Source organism: Ruegeria sp. BB6, from assembly GCF_056539385.1.
In genome coordinates this window covers 39247-62809 of sequence record NZ_JBQFUW010000002.1, presented here as the reverse complement: position 1 = coordinate 62809, position 23563 = coordinate 39247, and the positions used below count along the sequence as shown (strand labels likewise).

22 protein-coding genes and 1 tRNA gene are annotated in these 23563 nt (G+C 58.4%); 13 read left to right on the top strand and 10 right to left on the bottom strand.

All coding sequences use genetic code 11. From position 1 onward, the window contains the following. Nucleotides 1–6: 6 nt before the first annotated feature. A tRNA-Ser gene (locus ACR0B7_RS04830) sits at nucleotides 7–96 on the top strand. Between the two features lie 6 nt (nucleotides 97–102). Here ACR0B7_RS04830 and nadC read toward each other — a convergent pair. From nadC to nadA, 3 genes are read right to left on the bottom strand one after another with little or no spacing between them, the layout of a single operon-like run. After that, entirely contained in the window at nucleotides 103–951 is an 849-nt protein-coding gene (nadC, locus tag ACR0B7_RS04825) for a carboxylating nicotinate-nucleotide diphosphorylase (protein ID WP_170576511.1), read from the bottom strand. Beyond that, nucleotides 948–2516: an L-aspartate oxidase gene (locus tag ACR0B7_RS04820; RefSeq protein ID WP_170568984.1), complete on the bottom strand. Its 1569-nt coding sequence runs from the start codon at nucleotides 2514–2516 to the stop codon at nucleotides 948–950. Before ACR0B7_RS04820 ends, nadC begins: the two co-directional genes overlap by 4 nt. Before the next feature lie 8 nt (nucleotides 2517–2524). Next, complete coding sequence (nadA, locus tag ACR0B7_RS04815) at nucleotides 2525–3577, bottom strand: quinolinate synthase NadA (RefSeq protein ID WP_170384031.1); 1053 nt, start codon at nucleotides 3575–3577, stop codon at nucleotides 2525–2527. Between the two features lie 458 nt (nucleotides 3578–4035). Between nadA and ACR0B7_RS04810 the strand changes: the two genes are divergently transcribed. From ACR0B7_RS04810 to ACR0B7_RS04785, 6 genes are all read left to right on the top strand, one after another. After that, entirely contained in the window at nucleotides 4036–4995 is a 960-nt protein-coding gene (locus tag ACR0B7_RS04810) for a glycosyltransferase family 2 protein (protein WP_170482235.1), read from the top strand. Next, the gene (locus tag ACR0B7_RS04805) at nucleotides 4992–5378 is read left to right on the top strand and encodes a GtrA family protein (RefSeq protein WP_170482232.1); all 387 of its coding nucleotides are present in this window, start codon (nucleotides 4992–4994) and stop codon (nucleotides 5376–5378) included. The genes ACR0B7_RS04810 and ACR0B7_RS04805 overlap by 4 nt, the downstream gene beginning before the upstream one ends. Before the next feature lie 9 nt (nucleotides 5379–5387). Then, nucleotides 5388–6134, top strand: a complete 747-nt coding sequence (locus tag ACR0B7_RS04800) for a methyltransferase domain-containing protein (RefSeq protein WP_170482229.1) — start codon at nucleotides 5388–5390, stop codon at nucleotides 6132–6134. Continuing rightward, nucleotides 6134–7543: an SLC5/6 family protein gene (locus ACR0B7_RS04795; RefSeq protein WP_170482225.1), complete on the top strand. Its 1410-nt coding sequence runs from the start codon at nucleotides 6134–6136 to the stop codon at nucleotides 7541–7543. Before ACR0B7_RS04800 ends, ACR0B7_RS04795 begins: the two co-directional genes overlap by 1 nt. Nucleotides 7544–7725: 182 nt before the next feature. Continuing rightward, nucleotides 7726–8328 (top strand): YrbL family protein, encoded by a 603-nt coding sequence (locus ACR0B7_RS04790; protein ID WP_170482222.1) that lies wholly within the window; start codon nucleotides 7726–7728, stop codon nucleotides 8326–8328. An 83-nt stretch (nucleotides 8329–8411) separates the two neighbouring features. After that, complete coding sequence (locus ACR0B7_RS04785; RefSeq protein WP_170482218.1) at nucleotides 8412–9416, top strand: GlxA family transcriptional regulator; 1005 nt, start codon at nucleotides 8412–8414, stop codon at nucleotides 9414–9416. A 5-nt stretch (nucleotides 9417–9421) separates the two neighbouring features. Here the strand turns inward: ACR0B7_RS04785 and ACR0B7_RS04780 are convergent, their stop codons facing one another. The 5 genes from ACR0B7_RS04780 to ACR0B7_RS04760 all read right to left on the bottom strand — a co-directional run bounded on the left by ACR0B7_RS04780 (nucleotide 9422) and on the right by ACR0B7_RS04760 (nucleotide 15401). Next, nucleotides 9422–9982 carry an aminomethyltransferase family protein gene (locus ACR0B7_RS04780; protein ID WP_170568972.1) on the bottom strand — a complete coding sequence of 187 codons (561 nt, stop codon included), beginning with the start codon at nucleotides 9980–9982 and terminating at the stop codon, nucleotides 9422–9424. Further along, entirely contained in the window at nucleotides 9975–12917 is a 2943-nt protein-coding gene (locus ACR0B7_RS04775; protein ID WP_170482212.1) for a sarcosine oxidase subunit alpha family protein, read from the bottom strand. The genes ACR0B7_RS04780 and ACR0B7_RS04775 overlap by 8 nt, the downstream gene beginning before the upstream one ends. After that, nucleotides 12914–13201, bottom strand: a complete 288-nt coding sequence (locus ACR0B7_RS04770; protein WP_170482209.1) for a sarcosine oxidase subunit delta — start codon at nucleotides 13199–13201, stop codon at nucleotides 12914–12916. Before ACR0B7_RS04770 ends, ACR0B7_RS04775 begins: the two co-directional genes overlap by 4 nt. A 14-nt stretch (nucleotides 13202–13215) precedes the next feature. Continuing rightward, nucleotides 13216–14466: a sarcosine oxidase subunit beta family protein gene (locus tag ACR0B7_RS04765; RefSeq protein WP_170576509.1), complete on the bottom strand. Its 1251-nt coding sequence runs from the start codon at nucleotides 14464–14466 to the stop codon at nucleotides 13216–13218. A 77-nt stretch (nucleotides 14467–14543) separates the two neighbouring features. Then, on the bottom strand, nucleotides 14544–15401 hold the full coding sequence (locus ACR0B7_RS04760; RefSeq protein WP_480681011.1) for a LysR family transcriptional regulator: 858 nt from the start codon (nucleotides 15399–15401) through the stop codon (nucleotides 14544–14546). A gap of 108 nt (nucleotides 15402–15509) precedes the next feature. Between ACR0B7_RS04760 and ACR0B7_RS04755 the strand changes: the two genes are divergently transcribed. From ACR0B7_RS04755 to ACR0B7_RS04730, 6 genes are read left to right on the top strand one after another with little or no spacing between them, the layout of a single operon-like run. Then, the gene (locus tag ACR0B7_RS04755; protein ID WP_170482203.1) at nucleotides 15510–16109 is read left to right on the top strand and encodes an amino acid synthesis family protein; all 600 of its coding nucleotides are present in this window, start codon (nucleotides 15510–15512) and stop codon (nucleotides 16107–16109) included. After that, nucleotides 16081–16860: an alpha/beta fold hydrolase gene (locus tag ACR0B7_RS04750; protein WP_170482199.1), complete on the top strand. Its 780-nt coding sequence runs from the start codon at nucleotides 16081–16083 to the stop codon at nucleotides 16858–16860. Before ACR0B7_RS04755 ends, ACR0B7_RS04750 begins: the two co-directional genes overlap by 29 nt. After that, on the top strand, nucleotides 16857–17777 hold the full coding sequence (locus ACR0B7_RS04745; protein ID WP_170568964.1) for a flavin reductase family protein: 921 nt from the start codon (nucleotides 16857–16859) through the stop codon (nucleotides 17775–17777). The genes ACR0B7_RS04750 and ACR0B7_RS04745 overlap by 4 nt, the downstream gene beginning before the upstream one ends. Continuing rightward, on the top strand, nucleotides 17777–18811 hold the full coding sequence (locus ACR0B7_RS04740; protein ID WP_170482193.1) for an LLM class flavin-dependent oxidoreductase: 1035 nt from the start codon (nucleotides 17777–17779) through the stop codon (nucleotides 18809–18811). Before ACR0B7_RS04745 ends, ACR0B7_RS04740 begins: the two co-directional genes overlap by 1 nt. An 8-nt stretch (nucleotides 18812–18819) precedes the next feature. Continuing rightward, a complete protein-coding gene (locus ACR0B7_RS04735) occupies nucleotides 18820–20298 on the top strand; it encodes an aldehyde dehydrogenase (RefSeq protein WP_170482191.1) in 1479 nt (492 codons plus the stop codon). 38 nt (nucleotides 20299–20336) lie between these two features. After that, the gene (locus ACR0B7_RS04730; protein WP_480681261.1) at nucleotides 20337–21197 is read left to right on the top strand and encodes an urea carboxylase-associated family protein; all 861 of its coding nucleotides are present in this window, start codon (nucleotides 20337–20339) and stop codon (nucleotides 21195–21197) included. Here the strand turns inward: ACR0B7_RS04730 and argE are convergent. Continuing rightward, complete coding sequence (gene argE, locus ACR0B7_RS04725; protein WP_170482185.1) at nucleotides 21194–22351, bottom strand: acetylornithine deacetylase; 1158 nt, start codon at nucleotides 22349–22351, stop codon at nucleotides 21194–21196. The two genes, ACR0B7_RS04730 and argE, sit on opposite strands and share 4 nt — an antisense overlap. After that, complete coding sequence (gene doeA / locus ACR0B7_RS04720; protein WP_170482182.1) at nucleotides 22348–23532, bottom strand: ectoine hydrolase DoeA; 1185 nt, start codon at nucleotides 23530–23532, stop codon at nucleotides 22348–22350. The genes argE and doeA overlap by 4 nt, the downstream gene beginning before the upstream one ends. Nucleotides 23533–23563 lie beyond the last annotated feature (31 nt).

Genomic DNA, 23563 nt, shown 5'->3' with positions numbered 1-23563 from the left:
GCCCACGGAGAGGTGGCCGAGTGGTCGAAGGCGCACGCCTGGAAAGTGTGTAGGCGGGAAACCGTCTCCAGGGTTCGAATCCCTGTCTCTCCGCCACCCTGCTCAGAAATCCAGACCCAGGTCGATTGTCCGGTAGGAATGCGTCAGCGCCCCGGACGAGATGTAATCAACGCCCGTCGCTGCAATGGCCGCAACGGTTTTGCGCGTGACGTTGCCCGAGGCTTCGGTCGTCTTCCGCCCCCCGACCATTGCAACGGCCTCGGCAAGGGTGTCTGGGGCCATATTGTCCAGCAAGACAACATCCGCGCCGCCGACTTCAAGTACTTCGGCCAGTTGGTCCAGACGGTCAACTTCGATCTCAACCTTCATCATGTGCGAGGCACGTGCCTTGGTCGCTTCGAGGACGGCCCGAACTCCGCCTGCGGCTGCGATGTGGTTGTCCTTGATCAAAATGGCGTCAGACAATGAGAACCTGTGATTATACCCGCCGCCATGCAGTACGGCCTGTTTCTCGACGATGCGCAGGCCGGGCGTTGTTTTGCGTGTGCAGGTAACACGCGCATTGGTGCCTTTGGTTTCGGCAACCAAATCCGCAGTAGCTGTCGCAACACCTGTCAGGCGGCCTGCGAAGTTCAATGCCACACGTTCACCTGACAGGATCGAGGCAGCGCGGCCGCGAATCTCCATCAGGGTTTCTCCTTTCGCGCAGCGTTGGCCGTCCTGCGCGTGTCTAACGATCTGCAGCGTCGGATCGACCAAGCGAAAGGCGAGTTCTGCGACCTGCATACCCGATACAACGGCGTCCTCGCGCGTGTTCAAACGCGCGGAATATGTCGTCTCGGGCGGAATTACGGTCAGCGAAGTTAAATCGCCATTCGACCCGAGATCCTCCATCAACGCAGAGCGGATGAGCGGTTCGAGAATCAGGTCGGGCAGGGCGGGAACAGTCATGCGGATTCCTTTGTGTATTTGTCTCGCAGCGCGATCGCCTGGCCTAGCGTCAAAAATGATCGCTGTCCGGGTGCAGTGGAAGCCTGCGGAAAGTCAGAACGGTAGTGTGCGCCGCGGCTTTCTTCACGCATCAGTGCCGCGGCGGTGGTGACGGTCGCGGTTGCCGTCATATTCAAAAATGCAGGCGAATGAGAATTCCGCGCCTCAAGTGCCGCGATGTCGCTCAAAGCCTGAGCCAGACCAGTTTCTGTGCGCACAACGCCAACAAGATTCGTCATGACATTTCGCAGGGTCTGAACGTCTTGTGCGTCTACGGTCTGGCTCGGCCCGGTTGAAAAGGTCAGTTCGATGTTCTGCGCAGAGTCGACAGGCACAACACGCGCAATGTCATGTGAGCAGGCGCGCGCGAACACCAGCGCCTCTAACAGCCCGTTGGATGCCAGCCGATTTGCCCCATGCAGTCCGGTTGAGGCGGCCTCGCCGCAGACCCACAAACCGTTCAGAGAACTGCGTCCAGACAAGTCCACCGCGACGCCGCCCATGTGATAGTGGGCCGCTGCCGTAACCGGGATGGGAGACTTGGACGGGTCGACGCCGTTTCTGAGGCATGCTTCGGTCACAGAAGGGAATTGATCGGCAATAGCCGCGCCAATGGCCTGGCGAGTATCCAGAGTGGGGCGAAGACCCGACTTCATTTGCAGATAAACAGCGCGGGCAACGACGTCTCGGGGGGCAAGCTCTGCGTCCGGGTGTAGGTTCTGCATGAAACGCTGCCCGTTGGAATTGACCAACGTTGCACCTTCCCCGCGCAAGGCTTCGGTGGCCAAAGGGGTCGGGTCTTCGCCTACATTGATAGCCGTGGGGTGGAACTGTACGAACTCAGCATCCGCGATACGCGCACCGGCGCGTGCGGCCATGCCGATCCCTTGACCCCGGATGCGAGCAGGGTTGGTTGTCTGGGCATAAAGCCCGGCAGACCCGCCTGTTGCTAGAATATAGGCTGACCCACGTAGCACCAAAGGCTGCACGTTCGGTTCTTCTGCCGGGGTCAGAAACACGCCGCGAACTTGTGTTCCGTCGCTGTCCAGACCAACCGCCTGTACACCTTCGATCACCTGTATGGATGGCGTCTGACGTAGCTCTGCAATCAGGGCGCGCATGATTTCCGTACCTGCCTGATCACCTTTGACCCGCACGACCCGGGCGGCGGAGTGGGCCGCCTCGCGGGATTGGATGAATCCTCCGTCCGCGGTCCGGTCGAACCCCGTTCCAAGATCAGAGAGGTCAAGGATATGGTCCGGGGCTGCGCGTGTAACGAAATCCGCGACCTCGCGCATTACAGACCCTGCACCAGCGCGCATAGTGTCCTCTGCATGCGCTTCGGGGCTATCGGATGCGGCCATCGCCGCGGCGACCCCGCCCTGTGCCCAAGCCGAGCTTGCACCGGAACCAAGAGGTTCGGGCGAGATCAAGACAACCGGGCGCGGAGCCAGTTTGAGCGCGGCGTACACCGCAGCCAGCCCCGCGCCGATAATAACCACGCGCTTGGTGGTGACGTGTTGCATCCGTCCGGTCAAATACCCAGCTTGCGCGACAGATCAATCATCCGTTGAACCGCCAGTCGGGCCTTGTCTGCTACGTCCGCATCAACCTCAACCTGACCAGTCATGGTATCCAGCGCGTACAGAACTTTTTCCAGCGTGATCTTTTTCATGTAGGGGCACATGTTGCAGGGACCGACGAATTCGACCTCGGGCAACTCGTCCGCAATGTTCGACGCCATCGAACATTCGGTGATCAGCAACGCTTTTTCGGGCTTTTCGTCGGTCACATACTTGATGATACCGCTGGTCGAGCCAGAAAAATCCGCCTCGGCCACAACGTCCGGCGGACATTCGGGATGCGCGATCAGGCGCGTGCCGGGGTTCCACTCGCGGAAGTCGCGCAGGTCGCTGGCGCTGTATTGTTCGTGAACGATGCACGAGCCTTCCCACCAGACCACGTTCTTTTGCGGAACGTCCCTTGCCACGTTTTGCGCAAGGTACTGATCCGGGGTCATGATGATCGTGTCGCTGTCCAGTGCAGCGACGATCTGAGCCGCGTTTGACGAGGTACAGCAAATGTCCGAAGCGGCTTTGACCTCGGCCGTTGTGTTCACATATGACACCACGGGGGCTCCGGGATAGCGGCGGCGCATTTCCGCAATGCCTTCTGCCGTTATGGATTCAGCCAACGAGCATCCCGCGTCCATATCTGGCATGAGAACGGTCTTTTGAGGGCTGAGGATTTTGGATGTCTCAGCCATGAAATGCACGCCGCATTGCACGATCACATCCGCTTCGACCTCTGTGGCCTTGATCGCCAGTTGCAGGCTGTCGCCGCCAAAGTCGGAAATACCGTGGTATATTTCGGGCGTCATGTAGTTGTGGCCCAGAATGACGGCATTACGCTCGGCCTTCAGGTCATTGATCGCCTTGACGTAGGGCGCGTAGATAGCCCAGTCCACTGGTGAGACAACACGCGACATGCGTGCGTAGATGTCCTCCATGCTGGCGGCCAGTTCCGGCGAAGGGCTGAGGTCGTATTTATCGGAAAGATGCGCACGCTGCGCGGGTAGGTCGAACACGGGTCTGCATATCTGCCTGGTTTACACTCGCGGCATTGAATATGAGATTTGATCAGGATTGACCACCACCCAGCGGGGAAGAATGTTCCAAATTTCCCACCTTGGGGGGAACTATATTGTTTTTGTGGCTGAATTTTCTGACTTGGCAGCCCCGAGCGTGCAAATTTTTCATAAATCCGGATGCAATCCGAGCTTTGTCGCAAGAATGGCGCATTGCTGCCACATCGGGTGGCCAATACCTGATCCCAATCAGGGCTAGCCGGTCTCGTGCGGACAGATTTTTCCGATGTGTCACAAGGGTGACTACGGGCTGAAAACTGGTACTTGCCGATTAGCGAAGTGCTGTAGATAGGGTATCAAGGGCAGCGACCCAAAGAGAAAAAACCAAAGCGACGTGTTCTATAAAAAGCGATCCCATCGCAGAAAATCGAGCAGGACAGTTCGCGTTCGGAGGTTAAATGTTATTGTCTGTTGTCGTTCCCTGCATGAACGAAGAGGACTCTGTTCCGATGCTGGTCGAGCGTCTGGTCTCGGCAACTGATCCTTGGTCGGCCGACTGCGAAATAGTGCTGGTGGATGACGGCTCCTCGGATGCGACGTGGGACGAAATCTGCAAACAGAGCGAAAAGCACACATGCGTCAAAGGCATTAAACTGTCCACGAACCGAGGGCATCAGGTCGCTTTGACGGCGGGTCTGATGGCGGCTCAGGGTCAGCGGATTTTCATGCTGGATGCTGACTTGCAGGATCCGCCCGAACTGGTGTCGGATATGATGGCCATGATGGACCGCGGTTATGACGTGGTGTACGGCCGCAGAAGCGAGCGAAAGGGCGAGAGCTGGTTCAAGAAGATGACCGCTCATGGGTTCTACAGGGTGTTGAACCGTTTGTCCGACGTGCCGATTCCAAATGATACCGGCGATTTCCGCCTTGTCAGCCGCCGTGCCTTGGATGCAGTTCTGGACATGCCCGAGCGATCGCGTTTCATACGCGGCATGTTTGCTTGGGCGGGTTTCAAGCAGATCGGCATAGAATACGTAAGAGATCCGCGAGTTGCGGGTGAGACGAAGTACCCTTTGTCAAAGATGATCCGGCTGGCTTTCGACGCGTTGTCCAGTTTTTCGATCAAGCCGCTGCAGATGGCCACACGTTTGGCATTCCTGACGCTGCTTGTCGCGGCGCTGATGGCGGTCTACGTCTTCTGGTCCCTTATCCTTTATAGTACTGTGGCTGGTTGGGCTTCGACCGTTCTGGTCATCAGCTTCTTTTCTGGCATTCAGTTGCTGACGCTGGGCATTATCGGAGAATACCTTGGACGGCTTTACGTCGAGGCAAAGGGGCGGCCTCTTTTCTTTGTGGACGAACAAGTTGGCAATGGTGTCGAAACTCTTTCCGAAAAAGCTCAGAAGACGTCATGAGTGAACGCAAACGCATATTTCGGTTTGCTGTGGTCGGAACCGGTGTCGCCGCATATTACTTTGTCGCGTATCTGGGGCTGCTCCAGGTGTTCAGTTCCCCTTGGATCGCAAACCTGCTGGCATTCGGGTCCGCTATCCTCATTCAGTATGTTGGTCAAACCGCTTGGACGTTTGACAAACCCGTGGTGGCGCCGGGTCAGTTTGGGCGCTTTCTGTGCATGATCGCCATCGGCCTTGTCGTCTCATCAATGATAACAGGCGTCCTTGCCCCCAGACTGGCCCTTGCCGAACCGGTCGCCGCCGGTCTGGTTGTTGTCATTCTTCCCGTCATAAACTTCGTGATCCTGCGGTTGTGGGTCTATCGCGAAGAAACCTCAATTTAGAGAGTGACCATGTCGCATATCTATTCAAACGAGTTCTTTGATTACATTGATCGCGGCGCAAGGCGGTCTGCCATTCAGTTAATCGACTGCCTGCAATCCTGGATCAAGCCTAGCAGTGTTGTGGATTTTGGCTGCGGCCGAGGTGTGTGGCTGTCGGAATGGGCGGCAGCCGGTTGCCGGGACGTGGCAGGCGTGGACGGAGACTATGTCGACCGAGAAACTCTGGCTATTCCAAAAGATTGCTTTTTTGGCAGAGACCTAAGCCACCCGGTCGATCTTGGGCGGAAGTTCGGATTGGCCCAATCCCTTGAAGTTGGCGAGCATCTTCCAAACGAAGCGTCCGCCAGCTTGGTTCAAAGCCTGACGGCCCACAGTGATCTGGTTCTGTTTTCAGCGGCGGTTCCGGGGCAGGGCGGCGAGTTTCACATTAACGAACAACCCCTGTCTTTCTGGCAGGGTCTTTTTGCGGAACAAGGTTTCACGGCATACGACTGTATTCGCCCCATTCTGTTCAGTGATGCGTCAATCGAACCGTGGTACCGTTACAACAGCGTTTTGTATGCGAATGAAGCAGGTGCCGCGACACTTCCCGCAGATGTTCTGGAAACCAAGGTTGAACCTGGTGGATTAAAGGAAGTGGGCACGCTCGGCTGGAATATACGCAAATTCATCGTCCGAAGACTGCCTCAGGCAACTGTCACGAAAATCGCCCAGGCGCGCGCATCCGTTATTGCGCGCTCACACCGGAGCCAATGATGAACGCAAAAACTTTGTGGCAGGATGTGTTCCGCCTGTGGGTGATTTGTTTCGCGGTCTCGCTGGTGATTTACGCCCCGTTGCTTTTCGATCCTTTGGTCCGGCATGATGATTTTCCGGCACTTTTGGGCCATAAGCGCATAGCTTATTTTAAAGCGTTGGACGAGGGGCGGTGGCTGAACTACTGGTGGCAGTTCCGACCGATTTTCTGGCCCTCTCAGGTCAATTTTGTGTTGTACATACTCGCGTGGTCGATTTTTTCCGCCTCGTCATCCGTTATTGTGCTGGGACGAGATGCGCCGGTTTGGTTCAAGGGCTTTTTTGCCTTGTTTGTCGTGTTGTCGATCCCTGCGTTCAAGATCATGTTGTGGTTCAATACGCTTTTGCTGGGTGTTTGGGTTATTACGATCTTCGCTCTGTTGGTCGTTTTCCTTCCGCACAGGGCTTCGCTTGCGCTGTTGTTCGTAGGGGTGCCGCTGTCCTTTATGGCGTACACCACATATCCGTTCCTTTTGATGACCTTGGTGGTGATGTCTCACAAGGCGCCGCAAACCTACAAGAGCCTTGCGATTACACTGGCTGTGTTCTTTGCAAGCCTCGCGGTCGCCTTATTGTCCGTCTATAGCCTGAATTATTTCTATCACGGGGTTTTTGGCATTCCGATTGCCGAATGGCGAACGCCTACTGAGGTCAAAACCATTGAGGATTTGATCGCCAATCTGGGCAAGCTGAAACTATACCTTCATGACACGGTCAAACAATTTGGCGCAGGTGTCGAGCGTAACGGCGGCATACTTCTTGTACTTGTCGCGATTGCGTGGGGAATCCTGTTTAGCCAGCAACCGTTTGTCGCTGTTTCCATTCTGGCCGCTGTGCTGGCAGGGCTTGCGCCCTTGCTCGCCAAATCAGTGATGTCCGGCGTTCTCGTTCCGGTTCGAGCCTTTGGTTGGATCTGGCTTTTGTTCGGGCTTACATTCACTCTCGCGACACTCAACTTGTCCAAGACGCCAGGCAGGATGGCAAGTATCGCGCGCATCGCCATTTTGTGTATTATGATGTTGAAGCTATCCCATTTCGTCAAATTGACATATATTGTGATACCGCCTTGGCAACAGACCACGCGCGGAATAGCGGCAGAGATACCCGAGGGCACCGAGACCATTCATATCTATGGTCACTACTCGGGATTGAATGGTGCTTACCGGGCCGGCATTCAACATTTCAGGGGATTGCGCCTGCGCTTGACTTACCTCACCGGCGCAGAGGTTTTCGCCTGCCAGGAAACGCCCGAGTCGTGTGAGGATGTCGATCCCCCGTTCCAGCCGCGCACGTGGACTCACGTCCCGATTGTCGAAACTATTGGTAAACAAGCCTTTATTCTGCTTCCGCCCGCGCCAATGGGACCCTAGTATCGCATTTTCAAGGCGCTGTAGACCCCAGCGAAGGCCGTGGTGAAGTGTTCGCGTTGGTCAAAGCTGGGTCGAGAAAAAGAAATTTGTAACAACTAAAAGATGGTTTTATGAACGAGGTTCAGTTGGGCATTAAAAGCACCTGCGGGACGTTCCGCAAATGACCAAAGGCAGCAGGCATCATGATTGATCTGAGTAAATTGGAACCTTTGCGTAAAAGCCGCAACTATCTCATATTTCAGCACCCCAAGCATCAAGACGCGTTGCTGAAGGTCAGAGTTGACATACCAGTGCGCAACCACATCATCCCCCGGTATGCCGAGAGACGTTATGGAAACCTGCGACAGTGGAACCGCGAAGCCAATGAATACCTCGCCGCGCTGCATCGCGGCTGCCCAGAGATAGAGCGTCTTGCGCGGTTCATGGGCTATACTTCGACCTCGCATGGACCAGCGATTGTGGTTGAAAAACTAACAGGTCCGAACGGCGACCTCGCGCCGACCGTTCAATCCGAAAAGGTGGCGTTGAAGGGGAATCCCGAGGGTTTAAAACATCTACACGCTGAACTTATGGAGCTGTTTGACGATCTGGAAAAAGGCCGGATCATCGTCGGCGACATGGGCCTTGAAAACGTCGTGCGTGCGCAGGAACGGGGCGGTAAGTTGGTCGTTATTGATGGGGTGGGTGAACGTGTGTTGTTCCCGCTGGCCTTGGTCAGCGACTGGGCCTTCCGCTTGTCAATTAAGCGTCGTCGCGACCGTTTGGGCCGGGGGTTTGGTGTTTGACCTCGCCCACACTGGTCTGATCCAAGACAGACTATAGGGGCGCGTTTTCGACTTTCTGATCGTTTTCCTGTTAAGTCAGCGGCATGCATACCAAAGATAAGACCCAGATCGGATTTCTTCTGTTTGACGGCTTCCCAATGGCGTGCCTCACCTCGGTGATTGAGCCGCTGCGTGCAGCCAATGAAATCGCCGGGCAAGAGGCTTTCTGTTGGGTTTTGCTGTCCGAGCGGGGCGAAAAGGTGCAGTCAAGCGCCGGGGTCGGCTTCGAGGTCGAACGCGCCCTGACGGATTGCAAGGACATCGACATCCTCTTTTTGCTCAGCAGCCCGACATCGCGTTTCGATGACATCCGCCTTGGAAACGGTGCGCTGCGCAATCTTGGGCGTCACGGAACTGTTTTGGGTGGGATCAGTGGCGGAGTTTTCCCTTTGGTCCGGTCAGGAGCTATGGCCGGGCAGCCTGTCTCGGTGCACTGGTGCTATGAAGCTGCGTTTGAAGCGGAGTTTCCAGAGGTTGACAGTCGTAGCGAAGTCATAGTCCGAACGCAGACACGCTGCACTGCGGCTGGTGCCGCTGCGGGCTTTGATTTGGCGCTTCACCTGATCCAGGATCGACTGGGTGCGGATACGGCGCATGAGGTGGCGTGCTGGTTCCAGCACCCGATGATGCGTGGGGCAGGGGTGCGCCAGCAAGTACCCTATGCCACTGCGCCGGAAACTGGCGATAGGTTTCCGGCGTTGGTTGCGCGGTGTATTGAGTTGTTCGAGGGACATATGAGCCAGCCGATTTCGATCGCGAAAGTCGCTGAGCACACGGGTGTTACCCCTCGGCAGATCGAACGTGCATTCAAGCAGGCGACGGGCCAGAGCCCCAGCCACTACTACCGCTCTATGCGCATGAAGGCCGCGCGCCAGATGGTTGTCTACACCAAGGATCCGATCTCGGAAATTGCGGCCGCCATAGGCTATGGGTCCGTTGCACCCTTGGTCAGTCATTACCGATCAGCCTTCGGCCTCAGCCCCAGCGAGGACCGGCGCAGGATCAACCGTTTCAGGGTCGAGGACAACGCGCCGCTGCCTTCGGTCTGACTGGCTTAGTGGGCTGATCTCATAGCCGCGATGATCGCATGATGCAGTGACCCGGCCGAGGATCTGGGACCATAAAGGCTGACATGGTCGGCGCTGCGGCACAGGACGAAACACCCGATATGGTGGATTGAACTGCGCGCAGTGTGGCCGGCCTGAAACTGGCGCAGGTCCAATTGGCACAGCAGTTCCAGAACCGCATTGATCCCATCGCCACGCAAATCGAACCGCGCCCAGGCGTCCGTTTGTTCCGTGACCGAGGCTGCAATGCCAAGGGTCGCCTTCACCTGATCCGCAAGGTCTTCGTGGCTGTCAAAAGGCGCTTCGACCATCCACTGATCTGGCCCGGACCAAAAGGCGATTACTTGATCTCCGGTAAATCGCTGAACCTCGGGCGCTGGTGCTCCGATCATCTTGGCCAAAGCCTTTTGCGCCGTTGTCTCTTTCCCTAAACGAGCAGCGACCGAGGCCAAGGCCACGCCGGGGATTTCGGTGCAGGTCACCGGACCAACCGTGTCCACACGCGGCTCAGACCCGCCAAGGGCGGTTATCGCGACAAGATTATGCACGCAGACGTTCTCCTTCCGGGTCAACGAAATGGGCCGAGACGATCTCAACCTCGACCGTCAGATCGGTCAGCGGCGAGACAAGGCGCATCTTTTCGCCCAGCCTTTCATCGCCCCGTTTCAGCAGGCCCAGACCGATATTGCTGCTCAGACTGGGGGAATAGGCCACCGAGGTCACATACCCCTGATCATGCGCAGCATCGACGGGGCCATCGGCGTTCATCAAGTGCCCTCCGGCGGTGACTTTGTCTTCGGGGGCAACTGGCTTTAACCCGACCAGTTTCAACACATCCGGCGCGGTCAAGGCCTCGCGTTCGGACAAGACCGAGCCGATGCTGTCTTTCTTCTTCGACACCATCTTGCCCATGCCAAGGTTCAACGCTGTGGTGGTTCCGTTCAGCTCATTGCCGACCGGATGGCCCTTTTCGATCCGCATCACGCTCAGCGCTTCGGTGCCATAGGGTGTGACGTCGAACTCCTCACCCTCAGTCATCAACCGGCGCATCAGCGCGTCGCCGTATCGAGAGGGCACCGCGATCTCGAATGCCAGCTCGCCCGAGAAGGAAATGCGGAACAGCCGCGCCCGCAACCCACCGCACACGGTGATCTTGCCGCAAGCCATGAAGGGAAACGCCTCGTTCGAGATATCGAAGTCCGGGTCCACGATCTTTTGCAGCAGCTTGCGCGAATTCGGCCCTGCCACCGCGTATTGTGCCCAGCCATCGGTGGTCGAGATCAGTTGCACATCCATGTCCGGGAACAGGCATTGGCGCACGAATTCCATATGGCGATAGACACTTACGGCGTTTGCAGTTGTGGTGGTGACGACGAAATGATCCTCGGCCAGGCGCGCGGCGGTGCCGTCATCCATGACCATCCCATCCTCGCGCAGCATCAGACCATAGCGGGTTTTACCAACCGCCAGCTTGGCAAAGCCGTTGGCGTAAACGCGGTTGAGGAACGCGGCGGCATCCGTGCCCTGCACGTCGATCTTGCCCAGCGTTGTACAGTCGCACACCCCGACCGATGCACGGGTCTGGCGCACCTCACGGTCGACGGATTCGCGCCAATGCGTCTCACCCGGTAGGGGGAACCACTGCGCGCGCAGCCAGTTCCCGGCCTCGACAAACACTGCGCCGCGTTCCGTGGCCCAATGGTGCGACGGGGTAAGGCGGGTCGGGTGGAACTCTTTGCCGGTCATCCGGCCCGCGAAGGCACCGATGGGCACGGGCGTGTAGGGCGGGCGGAAGATGGTGGTGCCGGTTTCGGGGATCGTCTTGCCTGCGACCTCGGCCATGATTGCAAGGCCCGTGATGTTCGAGGTCTTTCCCTGATCGGTCGCCATGCCCAGCGTGGTATAGCGTTTCAGATGCTCGACCGAGCGGAAGCCCTCTTGATAGCTGAGCTTCACATCTTTGACGGTAACGTCGTTTTGCTGATCGACCCAAGCCCGTTTGCAGCCCTGTACATACCAGAACGGCTTTTGCGCGACGGGTGCGTCCTCGGCTTCGGGCATGTCCGGCAGTGTGGTCAGGTCCAGTGCAGTTGCGGCGGCCTCGGCCCCTGACTGCAACGCTCCATACGTAGACATGACGCCGTTGGCCGCGCCTGCGACGGACATACCAACCGGCAGGTTTTCACCCGGTTTGAAGGCGGCCAGCGCGTCGTCCCATGCAGGCCGGCCGCGCTGGTGGCAGGTCAGGTGCACATTCGGGTTCCAGCCGCCGGACACGCCCAACGCGCCGCAATCCACAGTGCGGGTCGAGCCGTCGGGCAGGGCAACTTCGACAAAGCTCAGACCCAGACGGCCCTTAGTGTTCACAACCTGCGCGCCCTTGAGCACCTCATAGTCATAACTGAGCGGAGCATCTTCGCGCACATCCACCACAGCGGCAATCTTGACACCCTTGGCGTGCAGATCAGCGGCGGTGCGGTGGCCGTCATCATTGTTGGTAAAGATCGCAACCCGAGGCGCGGCCGTCACCGCAAAACGATTGGCATAGGTCCGCAACGCGCTGGCGGTCATGATGCCGGGACGGTCGTTGTTTTCAAACGCAATCGGCCGCTCGGTTGCCCCGGCGCACAGCAGCGCCTTTTGGCTGTAGATCCGCCACAGGATTTGGCGCGGTTTGCCTGCGGGCAGCGAGGGCAGGTGATCTCCGGTTCGCTCGACGGCCCCATAGATGCCGTGGTCGAACGCGCCGATCACCGTAGTGCGCGGCATCAACCGGACGTTGGGCATTGCGGACAGCTCGGCCACCGCCTGCGCTGCCCAATCGGGGGCGCTTTGGTCGCCAACCGGGTATGTCTCACTGTTCAGACGTCCGCCGAGGGTGAAATCTTCATCCGCCAGAATGACATCAGCACCCGCACGCCCGGCGGTCAGCGCCGCCATCAGACCCGCAGGCCCGGCACCGATGATCAGCAGATCGCAGTGACGGAAGCCTTTGTCGTACTCATCCGGGTCGGCCTGCATCGAAAGCGACCCAAGGCCAGCGGCGCGGCGGATGATGGGTTCGTACAACTTCTCCCAAAACGCGGCGGGCCACATGAAGGTTTTGTAGTAGAACCCCGCCGACAGGAAGTTGGAAAATAGGTCATTTACCGCCAGCGCATCGAACCGCAGGCTGGGCCAACGGTTTTGCGAGTTTGCCAGCAGACCGTCGAACATCTCAATCGTCGTGGCGCGGGTGTTGGGTTCCTTGTGGGCTCCGGTGCGCAGCTCCACCATGCCGTTGGGTTCCTCGGACCCTGCAGTCAGCAGCCCGCGCGGGCGATGGTATTTGAACGACCGCCCGATCAGTCGCACATTGTTGGCCAGCAGCGCCGAAGCCAGAGTATCTCCGGGGTGGGCGGTATAGCGGCGACCGTCAAAATAGAAGTTCAGAGTTGTATTTTGGTCGATCTGCCCGCCGTTCAGTCGGTTTGCTTGCGTCATTTTGAACGTCCCCGCGCGCGGGCCACATCGCGGGCCAGTTCCACCTTGGAAATCTCGTGGGTCAGCGTGTTGCGGGTGACGACCAGCCACGAGCGATCCCCGGCCTCGTGATACCAAAGCTCACGGTGCTCACCGGCGGGGTTGTCGCGCAGATAGGCGTAGTCATAGAACGCATCGGCGGCACTCTCGTCCATCCCGTCGGGCCGGTCGATTAGGGACGCGTCGCCCAGATAGGTGAACTCTGAGGCATCGCGTGGCCCAAGAAGGGGGTGGTTTATGATCATGTCTGGTGTCCCCCTTAATGCAGGTTGGGCTGGTTGCCCGCGCCTTTTTCGTCGATCGTCCGGCCGGTGCGGAACCGGTCCAGACGATAGGCGGTGGCTACGGGGTGCGGTTCATCTTTTGCCAGCAGATGCGCAAAGCAATAGCCGGAGGCAGGCGTGGCCTTGAACCCGCCGTAACACCAGCCGCCGTTGAAATAGAGCCCCTGAACCGGGGTGTGGTCGATGATCGGAGAACCATCCATCGACATATCCATCACACCGCCCCACATCCGCAGCAACCGCGCGCGACCGATCATGGGCATCAGGGCCATTCCGCCTTCGCAAACATCCTCGACCACGGGCAGGTTGCCGCGTTGGGCGTAGGTGTTGTAGCCGTCGATATCGCCGCCAAAGACCAGCCCGCCCTTGTCGGATTGGCTGACATAGAAATGTCCCGCGCCAAAGGTGATGACGCTGGGCAGGACCGGTTTCAGCCCCTCGGACACAAACGCTTGCAGGACGTGGCTTTCAATGGGCAGCCGCATCCCGGCCATGCCCATAGCGCGGCTGGAATTGCCTGCGACCGCGCAGCCAACTTTGCTGGCCCCGATAAAACCTTTTGAGGTTTCGACGCCCAAGCAGGTGCCATTCTCGATCCGCAGGCCCGTAACTTCGCAATTCTGGATGATGTCGACCCCGTGCAGGTCCGCAGACCGCGCATAACCCCAAGCCACCGCGTCATGGCGGGCTGTCCCTGCACGGCGCTGGACCAGACCGCCCTTGATAGGAAAGCGGGCGTCGTCGAAATTCAGATAGGGATGCTCGGCCCGGACCTGATCGGCGTCCAGCAGTTCGGCATCCGCACCGTTCAGGATCATCGCATTGCCACGCCGTATATAGGCGTCGCGCTGACCGTCTGTATGGAACAGGTTGATGATCCCGCGCTGGCTCATCATGGCGTTATAGTTGAGGTCTTGTTCTAGCCCCTCCCACAGTTTCAGCGAGAATTCGTAGAAGGGCTCATTCCCGTCCAGCAAATAGTTCGAGCGCACAATCGTCGTGTTCCGCCCCACATTGCCGCCCCCGATCCAGCCTTTCTCGACCACGGCCACGTTGCGTTGGCCATAGACCTTGGACAGGTAATGCGCCGTGGCCAGTCCATGACCGCCGCCACCGATAATGATGACGTCATAATGCGGCTTGGGCTCAGGCTCGCGCCAGACCGGTTTCCAGCCTTTGTGACCGGTAAGCGCCTCTTTGATGACTCGAAAGCCGGAATATCGCATGAATCGGACCTTTTTTGCCAGAATTCACTATTTTGGCGCGGTTGGATATCCTCAGATGCGACATCGACATGTCTGAATCAGACCCCGGCCTGAGAACGCACCAAGCCTGAGAACCAGTCCGCAAATTCGGACACTTCCGGAGAGTCGCGTTGGACCGACAGGAAATACCCCTCAGTAGCCGAAGCAAACTGATCAAAGGCGGGTTGAATTGCGCCGGTTTTCAGGGCGTGGGCCGCGACTATCGAATTCACCAAGGCCACACCGTTTCCAGTAGCCGCGAGTTGCAACGCCAATCCATAGGAATCCACATAGTAGGTCGGGTGTCCGACCTGTTGACCAGTTGCCTCTGACCACGAAGCCCAACTGTCGGAGGTTCCCACAGATTCAATTAGGGGCAACGCTAGCAGATCACCATCCAAACCAGGAGCCTTGACTGGAACAAGGCGGTTGGGCTGCAACGGAACCGCGTTCTTGCCGACCTGCTTTTCTGACCCGAACCTGATTTCGATATCCGCGCGAGAGGCTGCGTATTCGTCGGGCCAGATCGTGCTGACAAATCGCACTGATGTTTCGGGATGTTGCGACCGGAACTCGGGCAGGGCGGGCGCTATGACCCATTCAATGATACTGATCGAGGCCGCCACGGTAATATGCCGCGCTTTTTGCTCGGTCAGGTATGGCGAAGCGGCGGCCTCCAGCATCTCAAGCGCGGCTTCGACCTGCGGCAACAGCTTGCGGCCTTCATCCGTCAGGGAAAGACCACGGGCGTGGCGGTGAAACAGGACCACACCCAGCCGCGTCTCAAGCGCGCGGATTTGCTGGCTGACGGCGGATTGTGTCAGGCCGATCTCGTCGGCGGCGGCGGTGGAACTTAGCCTGCGCGCGGCGGCCTCAAAGGATCTGAACCATGTAAGCGGGGGCAGTGTTTTTGCCATCGGTAACTGACCTATTAGTGACAGTAATACCTAAGGCCAAAGTTCTTTCGTTTGTCAAAAGATGATTCCGGCGGTGATATTTTCCCTGACTAAAAAAAGGGGCCCATCGTGAAGCCAAACATCCGAAAAATCGTAACCTATGATGAGGAAGTTCTGGTCGAAGGGTTTCGCAAGGCCGACCGTCCCTGGCGCATGTTTGCCGTCGCTGCCGTTGTGTCGAACCCTTGGGCCGGGCGGTATGTCGACGATCTGCGCGCTGAAATTCTTGCCTATGGTCCGATCTTAGGTGAGCTGCTGACCAGCCGAATGATAGCGCTGGCCGGAGGGGGCGACGCGATCGAAGCCTATGGAAAGGCGGCCGTCGTCGGGCTGGACGGAGAGGTCGAGCACGCCTCGGGCCTGATCCACACTCTGCATTTCGGGAACATTTTCCGGCAGGCGGTTGGTGCGAAATCCTATCTGTCCTTCACCAATACACGCGGCCCCGCAAACACGCCGATCATGGTGCCGATGATGGATAAGAACGACGCGGGCCGTCGGTCGCATTACCTGACGCTGCAATTTGCGATCCCCGATGCGCCGCGCGCCGATGAGGTCGTTGTGGTTCTGGGCGGTGCGACCTCGGGGCGGCCACATCATCGTATCGGAGACCGCTATCAGGATTTGAAGGATCTGGGCCATGACGTGGACAACCCGGCCTCGGTCTGAATTTGGCAACCTCGCCGCTATAGACGCAGGCGAGGGGCCGCTGGTCATCCTGCTGCACGGGGTGGGCCTGCGTGCTGAGGCGTGGAATCCGCAGATTGATGCGTTTGTCGCGGCAGGTTTTCGCGTGTTGTGCCCGGACATGTCTGGGCATGGCCGCTCGGCGTTCCGTAGCCCTGATGGGTTGCTCAGCTACGTCAAACCTGTTGGGGCGCTGCTGTCTGAGCCAGCCGTTCTGGTCGGACATTCGATGGGCGCGTTGGTGGCCTTGTCATTGGCCGCGTCTGGTCATGAGCAAATCAGGGGTGTTGCCGCCCTGAACGCGGTCTATCGGCGCGATCCCAAGGCGCGTCAGGCGGTTATGGCACGCGCTACGTCTTTGAGTGCCGATGGACCGAATGACCCGTCAGGCACGCTAACCCGTTGGTTCGGAGATCACGAAACCAAAGAACGCGAAGCCTGTGCGCAATGGCTGACTGAGGTTGACCCCGCGGCCTACAAAGCCGCCTACAAGGTCTTTGCCGAAAGCGATGGGTTGTCGGATCAAGACCTCGCGAAAATCGCGTGTCCCGCGTTGTTCATGACAGGCGCGGACGAGCCGAATTCGACTCCGGCAATGTCCCGCAAAATGGCAGCTCTAGCGGCACAGGGACGTGCCGAGATCGTGTCCGGCGCGGCCCATATGATGCCAATGACACACCCGGTTGAGGTTAATTCTATTCTGTTGGGGTTCGTACAGGAGTGCCTGACATGACATCAATCGACCCAAGGGCGCTGCGCGACGCTTTCGGCAGTTTCATGACCGGTGTGACCGTTGTGACCACACTTGATCACAAAGGCAATCCGGTCGGATTCACGGCAAACTCGTTTTCGTCCGTATCGCTAGACCCGCCGTTCTTGTTGGTCTGTCCGGGCAAGTTTCTGTCCAGCCATGAAGTCTTTGCCAAATGCTCGCATTTTGCAGTCAACATCCTGTCTGAGGGACAGCGGGAGGTGTCCAACACCTTCGCCAGCTACAAAGGCGATCGCTTCGCCAAGGTCGACCACTCCAGAGGGTTGAGTGACCTGCCATTGATCCAAGGGGCACTGGCACAGTTTTGTTGTGAAACACATACCGCTGTCCCTGCCGGGGATCATACGGTTCTGATTGGCCGGGTTGAGGAGTTTTCGCACGCCAGGGGCAATGGTCTTGGCTATGTCGGTGGTTCGTATTTCAGCCTGGGTCTGGAACGCGAGATTGACGCGACAGAGCCGACGATCTGCGGCGCTTTGGTGCGGTCAGAGGGCCATGTTTTGCTTGAGGTTCACAACGGTCGGTACCGGCCGCTTCAGATCGCAGGCGTCGAACCCGGAGGCCAGCGCAACAGGCTGGCGCAAGGGCTGGCAGACCGAGGTGTGCCGGCGCGGGTCGATCAGGTGTATTCCTCTTTCAGCGACGCGGGAAGCGGTCTGCACTATACGTTTTTCTTGGCCTCCTGCCACGGAAACCCCACCGTAGAAAGCGCCAAATGGGTGCCCGTCGATGCCCTGCCAAAGCTCACCTACACCACCCAAGCCATCCACGACATGATGACCCGCTTTGCGGTCGAGGCGCAGGAGGGGAACTTCTCTCTCTACCTTGGTGACGCGAAACAAGGTGACATCCACAGTTTGAATGAAGGAGCCCGTTGATGGAGTTTTCCCTGTTTGCCCATATGGAACGCCTGACGCCGGATCAGCCTCATGACGTTTTGTACGATGAATTCGTGGGGCTTGTGAAAATGGCGGACGAGGGCGGGATGCGTGCGGTCTGGACGGGCGAACATCACGGGATGGAATTCACCATCGCGCCGAATCCGTTCCTGTCTCTGGTCGATCTGGCGCATCACACCCGCAATGTTCATTTGGGGACCGGGACGGTCGTCGCCCCATTCTGGCACCCGATCAAACTGGCGGGTGAGGCGGCGGCTGCGGATCAGATCACCAAAGGTCGTATAGAGCTGGGGATCGCGCGTGGGGCGTATTCTTTTGAATACGAGCGCCTTATGCCGGGAATGGACGCATGGGAAGCGGGTCAAAGGATGCGTGAGTCGACCCCGCTGTTGAAAGAAATCTGGCGGGGCGATTGTGCGCATGACGGAGAGTTCTACTCCTTTCCCGCTACCACGTCCGCGCCGAAGCCATTGCAAGAGGATGGACCCCCGATCTGGATCGCGGCGCGCGATCCCAACAGCCACGAATTCGGCGTCCACAATGGGTTTAACATTCAGGTCACCCCCTTGTGGCAAGGCATGGAAGAGATCGAAACGCTGATGGGGCGGTTCAACGACGCCTGCAACAGCTATTCTGGGCCACGTCCTAAGATTATGCTGCTGCATCACACATATGTCGGCGCGGACGAAGATGATGTCGCCCGTGGCGTTCAGGATTTGCGTCGGTATTACAACTATTTTGGTGCTTGGTTCCTGAACAAACGCCCGATCACTCAGGGCCTGATCAAACCGATCTCATCGGACGAGATGGACGCGAACCCGATGTACACGACCGAGAAGCTGGCGGCCGATCTGACTGTCGGCACCCCGCAACAGGTCATCGACCGGATCAAACGGTACGAGGATTTGGGCTATGATGAGTTTTCGTTCTGGATCGACAGTGGAATGACTAACGATCGCAAACGCGCGTCGTTGGCTCGGTTCATTGATGAAGTCATGCCTGTTTTTCAGTGAGGATCACGATGGGTAACTTGCCGCACTTTCAGCTTTTCATTGATGGCAGCCGGACCGAAGGCGCGTCTTCACAGGTCATGACGTCTGAAAATCCCGCCACCGGTCAGGGTTGGGCGACCTTTGCCTGCGCCGCGCCCGAGGATGTTGATCGCGCTGTCGCGGCTGCTAAACGCGCCTTGGACGATCCGATGTGGCGCGATCTGTCAGCTACCGCTCGGGGGAAGCTGCTGTATCGGCTGGCTGATCTGGTCGCAGAAAACGCATCGCGTCTGGCCAAGCTTGAGACAACGGACAGCGGTAAGTTGCTGGCAGAAACTGCGGCCCAAACAGGGTATGTCGCGGATTATTACCGGTATTTCGCTGGGTTGGCGGATAAGGTCGAAGGGACTGTTTTACCAATCGACAAACCGGACATGCACGTTTTTACGACCCGTGAACCAATAGGTGTGGTTGCGGCGATCGTGCCGTGGAACGCGCAGATGTTCCTGACAGCGACAAAACTTGGCCCCGCTCTTGCGGCTGGGTGCGCCGTTGTTCTCAAAGCCTCGGAAATCGCGCCGGCCCCGATGCTGGAATTCGCTCGACTGATCGACGAGGCCGGTTTCCCGCCGGGTGTTGTGTCGGTTATTACCGGGGATGCCGAGAATTGCGCCATTCCCCTGACGCGCCACCCCGATGTGGATCGCATCGCTTTCACAGGTGGGCCGGAAACCGCGCGCCACGTTGTGCGAAACTCGGCCGAGAATTTCGCGGTTACCTCTTTGGAGCTGGGTGGGAAATCCCCGATTCTGGTGTTTGAGGATGCGGATTTGGATGGGGCGGCGAACGGCTTGATTGCCGGTAATTTCGGCGCGTCCGGCCAAAGCTGCGTTGCGGGAACGCGAGGGTTGGTGCACCGGCCCATATTGGAGACGCTGATAGAGCGGATCGAGGAAAAATCCCGCGCCATTCGGGTGGGTGATCCTTTGCATGGTGACACGCATGTTGGCCCGCTCTGCACAGGCGCTCAGGTTCTTAAAATCCAAGAGACGCTGGCCAAGGCACGCGGGCAGGGTGCGGTGATCCGGTTCGGTGGGGAAACCGCAGACAGGCCGGGGAACTACATGAATCCGACGCTGGTTCAGTGCAGCTCGCCCGAAACGGAAACCCTGAAGGTCGAGATGTTTGGCCCTGTGATGTCTCTGTTGCCGTTTGATACCGAGGATGAGGCGATTGCACTGGCCAATGCCACCCCCTACGGGCTTGGGTCGGGTGTGTTCACCCAGAACCTTGCGCGGGCGCACAGGGTTTCCAAGCGGATCAGGGCTGGGATTTGCTGGGTGAATACGTATCGCGCAATCTCTCCCATCGCGCCATTTGGCGGGTTCAACCAATCCGGCTATGGGCGCGAGGCCGGGGTCGAGGCAGTTTTGGATTACACGCGGACCAAAACAACCTGGATCAGCACCGCGCAAGAGCCGATGGCGAACCCGTTTGTAATGCGCTAAATCTGGGCTGATACAGGGAAGGGAGTGTGCCCGTGAAGTTGAAGAACCCGCATTTCAGGGCGCCATCCGACGCGAACCAGCGCAAATCTATCCCTCCGGTCATCTGCTATTCGCCAGACACGTTGCCGCAACCCGATCTGGAAGCGTTGAGTGCGCTCAGGCAACAGGCGTCCAAGACGGCTGAGGTGACCGCCGCCCCTCGGGATGCTGCCTGCATTGATGTGCCCGCCGGTGCTTTCGTTCGGGTTGTTTCGGTCGACGGTCCACAGGTCGGCGACCTGAATATGTGGAACAAACACGACCTGTCCGAACGCTTCTATTCCGGCAAAACCCGCGCCTTGCATGGGACGCATCTATCGACCGGAGATCGCATGTGGTCCAGCTTTCCCAACATGCGCCCGATGGCCACCATCGTGGGCGACACTTTGGACTGGTACGGGTTCGACGAATTCGGAGGGTCCGTTCATGACGTGATCGGAACGCGCTGTGACCCCTATACCGGCCGCCTTTTGTCTGGTGACGACTATCACTATTGCTGCCACTCGAACCTGACGCGGGCTCTGGCCAGCCATAGCGACCTGCCGCTTCATGAGGCGGAAATGCATGTGCACGACGTTCTGAATGTGTTCATGTGCACGGGATTCACGCGGGACACCGGGCAGTATTTCATGAAGGCCAGCCCGGTGCGCCCCGGCGACTATCTGGAATTCTACGCCGCGATTGATCTGATCGTCGGGCTTTCGGCCTGTCCGGGAGGCGACTGCTCATCCGAGCATTCCTCGGATGCCGCGGCCTGCTATCCGTTGCTGATCGAGGTGTATGACCCGGGGCAAGACGCGCGCAATGCGCATGTCCAACCTGCGCGATCAGCGTATGATCGTTCTCATGGCGAAGGCTAGGCGGTCATTCGACGCCCCAAGCGGTCGAGCATCCGGCAGCAAAGCTCAAGCTGTTCAATCTCGACATATTCGTCTGCTTTATGAGCCTGAGTGATTGATCCCGGCCCGCAGACGATCGCCTGAACCCCAAGCTGTTGAAACAGCCCCGCCTCGGTCGCGAATGAGACGACGCCCGTGCCGTTCGCTCCGGTCAGCTCGGCCACAAGGTCTCGGGCTGCGTTTTTGTCCATCGGCTCAAGGCCGGCAACTTCGGCGACGGCCTGTTGGGTAATAGTGGCGGCGCTGTGCACGGCCTGCATTTCAGGCAATAACGCGTGTTCCACGTAGTCGGACAGAGCGCGCTTGACCAGATCCGCATCGCTGGACTGAACCGGCCGCATTTCCCAGGCAACCTCGGCTTTGCTGGCGATCACATTGTGCGCGACCCCACCGGAAATCCGCCCGATATTCACGGTCGTCCAAGGCGGTTCAAACGGGCTGCCGGTTGGTGCACGGGACTTCAGGACTTGGCGTAATTCCAGCAGTTTCCCGATGTAGCGGGCCGCATACTCAGCCGCGTTCACCCCATCGTCCGGGGCCGAACTGTGCCCTTCCAGCCCGACAAAGGACGTGGTGTATTCATAGCACCCCTTGTGGCCCTCGATCACGCGCATCTCTGTTGGCTCACCTATGATGGCGATGTCCGGGACGATGCCGCGTTCAGACAGGTCATCCACCAGATTGCGCGCGCCTAGACACCCGGTTTCCTCGTCATAGGTGAACGAGAAATGCAGCGGTTGGGTCAACTGTGTCGCGTCAAGAGTTTCCGCAAAAGCCAAGGCTGCCGCGATGAACCCCTTCATGTCGCAGGTGCCGCGCCCAAACAGTTTGCCGTCACGCTCGACCATCTGGAACGGATCGCTGGTCCAGTCCTGATCGGCCACCGGAACAACATCCGTATGACCGGACAAGACAATGCCGCCATCCATCTCTGGCCCAAGCGTGGCAAAGATATTGGCCTTTGCGCCGGTCGCGTCCTGTGTCTGAATACACCGCGCGCCCAGTGCCTCAAGAAAGTCGGTCAAATAGTGGATGATCACAAGATTGCTGTCCGCTGAAACCGTTTCAAACGCGATCAGGTCGGACAGGATTTCTTTGGTTCTTTGCAAGGTCATGGTTTTACGAACAGTTTGCGGGGGCGGTCGCAGAAGCACTCTGCTGGCCCGGAATCGGTGATCAGGATGGACTCGGTGATCTCAAGCCCCCAGTCGTCCATCCAAAGGCCGGGCATGAAATGGAAGGTCATGCCGGGTTCAAGAACGGTTTCATCTTCGGGTCGCAGGGAAATGGTGCGCTCGCCCCAATCTGGCGGATAGCTGAGACCAACAGGATAACCGCACCGCGCGCCGCGCTCGATCCCGGCGCGTTCCAACGGCGCGGCCAACGCAAGGGCGATATCGCGGGCTTGATTGCCTGCGCGGGCTGCGTTCAATCCTGCCTCGAGCCCTTCAACCAGCGCAGCTTCGGCCCGTAGCAGGTGATCGGGTGGTTGGCCAAGGAAAACCGACCGGCAGAACGGTGTGTGATACCGGCGATAGCAGCCCGAGAGTTCAAAGAACGTGCACTCTCCCGACTTGAACGGAGCGCCATCCCACGTGAGATGCGGTGCCGCCGCGTCTGGCCCCGAGGGAAGCAAGGGCACGATGGCCGCATAGTCACCCCAATTCCCGTCGGCACCTTTAATGGCGTCGCTGTAAATCTGGGCCACCAGCTCGTTTTTCCTAAGCCCCGGTTCCACGCGTTCCAGAACGCCGTCGATGATATGCTCTGAGATGCGTGCGGCCTTGCGCATCAATATAATCTCTTCGTCGGATTTAACCGCGCGCTGCCAGTTGACCAGCGCGTTTGCATCAATCAGGTCTGCGTTGGGAAGCTCTGCCTGAAGGGTCAGGTGGGCCTTGGCTGAATAATAGTAGTTGTCCAGTTCGACTCCGATACGCCCGCTTGCAAGACCGCAATCCGCCATCAGCGCGGCAAGGTCCTGCATCGGGTGACGAACAGTCGACTGAACATATTCGTCCGCGTAGCCGTGAATACGGTCGTTCGTCATCCAGACTGTGCGGCGCGCACCGTTCGCATCCTGACTGCGACCCCACCAGATCGGATCAGCGTCGTGAAAAACCACGACACCTTGATGCACGTAGAACGACCAACCCTCGTACCCTGTCAGCCACGCCATGTTCGAGGGGTCTTCGACAAACAAAGCGTCCAGGCCAGCCTTTGCCATCGCCTTGCGCGTCTTGGTCAGGCGGCGATCATACTCTGCCCGAGTAAATGCCGGATCAGCGTGGGCCATGGGCTGCTCCTGTCTCGTGTGAAGTCTTGTT

Excerpts from the sequence above, each read along its gene's own strand:
- ACR0B7_RS04785 (WP_170482218.1), top strand. The coding sequence starts at position 8,412 with ATGCATACCAAAGATAAGACCCAGATCGGATTTCTTCTGTTTGACGGC.
- ACR0B7_RS04740 (WP_170482193.1), top strand. The coding sequence starts at position 17,777 with ATGGAGTTTTCCCTGTTTGCCCATATGGAACGCCTGACGCCGGATCAG.
- ACR0B7_RS04795 (WP_170482225.1), top strand. The coding sequence starts at position 6,134 with ATGAACGCAAAAACTTTGTGGCAGGATGTGTTCCGCCTGTGGGTGATT.
- ACR0B7_RS04750 (WP_170482199.1), top strand. The coding sequence starts at position 16,081 with ATGACGTGGACAACCCGGCCTCGGTCTGAATTTGGCAACCTCGCCGCT.
- ACR0B7_RS04775 (WP_170482212.1), bottom strand. The coding sequence starts at position 12,917 with ATGACGCAAGCAAACCGACTGAACGGCGGGCAGATCGACCAAAATACA.
- ACR0B7_RS04800 (WP_170482229.1), top strand. The coding sequence starts at position 5,388 with ATGTCGCATATCTATTCAAACGAGTTCTTTGATTACATTGATCGCGGC.
- ACR0B7_RS04790 (WP_170482222.1), top strand. The coding sequence starts at position 7,726 with ATGATTGATCTGAGTAAATTGGAACCTTTGCGTAAAAGCCGCAACTAT.
- ACR0B7_RS04745 (WP_170568964.1), top strand. The coding sequence starts at position 16,857 with ATGACATCAATCGACCCAAGGGCGCTGCGCGACGCTTTCGGCAGTTTC.
- nadC (WP_170576511.1), bottom strand. The coding sequence starts at position 951 with ATGACTGTTCCCGCCCTGCCCGACCTGATTCTCGAACCGCTCATCCGC.
- ACR0B7_RS04765 (WP_170576509.1), bottom strand. The coding sequence starts at position 14,466 with ATGCGATATTCCGGCTTTCGAGTCATCAAAGAGGCGCTTACCGGTCAC.
- doeA (WP_170482182.1), bottom strand. The coding sequence starts at position 23,532 with ATGGCCCACGCTGATCCGGCATTTACTCGGGCAGAGTATGATCGCCGC.
- ACR0B7_RS04760 (WP_480681011.1), bottom strand. The coding sequence starts at position 15,401 with ATGGCAAAAACACTGCCCCCGCTTACATGGTTCAGATCCTTTGAGGCC.
- ACR0B7_RS04820 (WP_170568984.1), bottom strand. The coding sequence starts at position 2,516 with ATGCAACACGTCACCACCAAGCGCGTGGTTATTATCGGCGCGGGGCTG.
- ACR0B7_RS04810 (WP_170482235.1), top strand. The coding sequence starts at position 4,036 with ATGTTATTGTCTGTTGTCGTTCCCTGCATGAACGAAGAGGACTCTGTT.
- ACR0B7_RS04805 (WP_170482232.1), top strand. The coding sequence starts at position 4,992 with ATGAGTGAACGCAAACGCATATTTCGGTTTGCTGTGGTCGGAACCGGT.
- argE (WP_170482185.1), bottom strand. The coding sequence starts at position 22,351 with ATGACCTTGCAAAGAACCAAAGAAATCCTGTCCGACCTGATCGCGTTT.
- ACR0B7_RS04735 (WP_170482191.1), top strand. The coding sequence starts at position 18,820 with ATGGGTAACTTGCCGCACTTTCAGCTTTTCATTGATGGCAGCCGGACC.
- ACR0B7_RS04770 (WP_170482209.1), bottom strand. The coding sequence starts at position 13,201 with ATGATCATAAACCACCCCCTTCTTGGGCCACGCGATGCCTCAGAGTTC.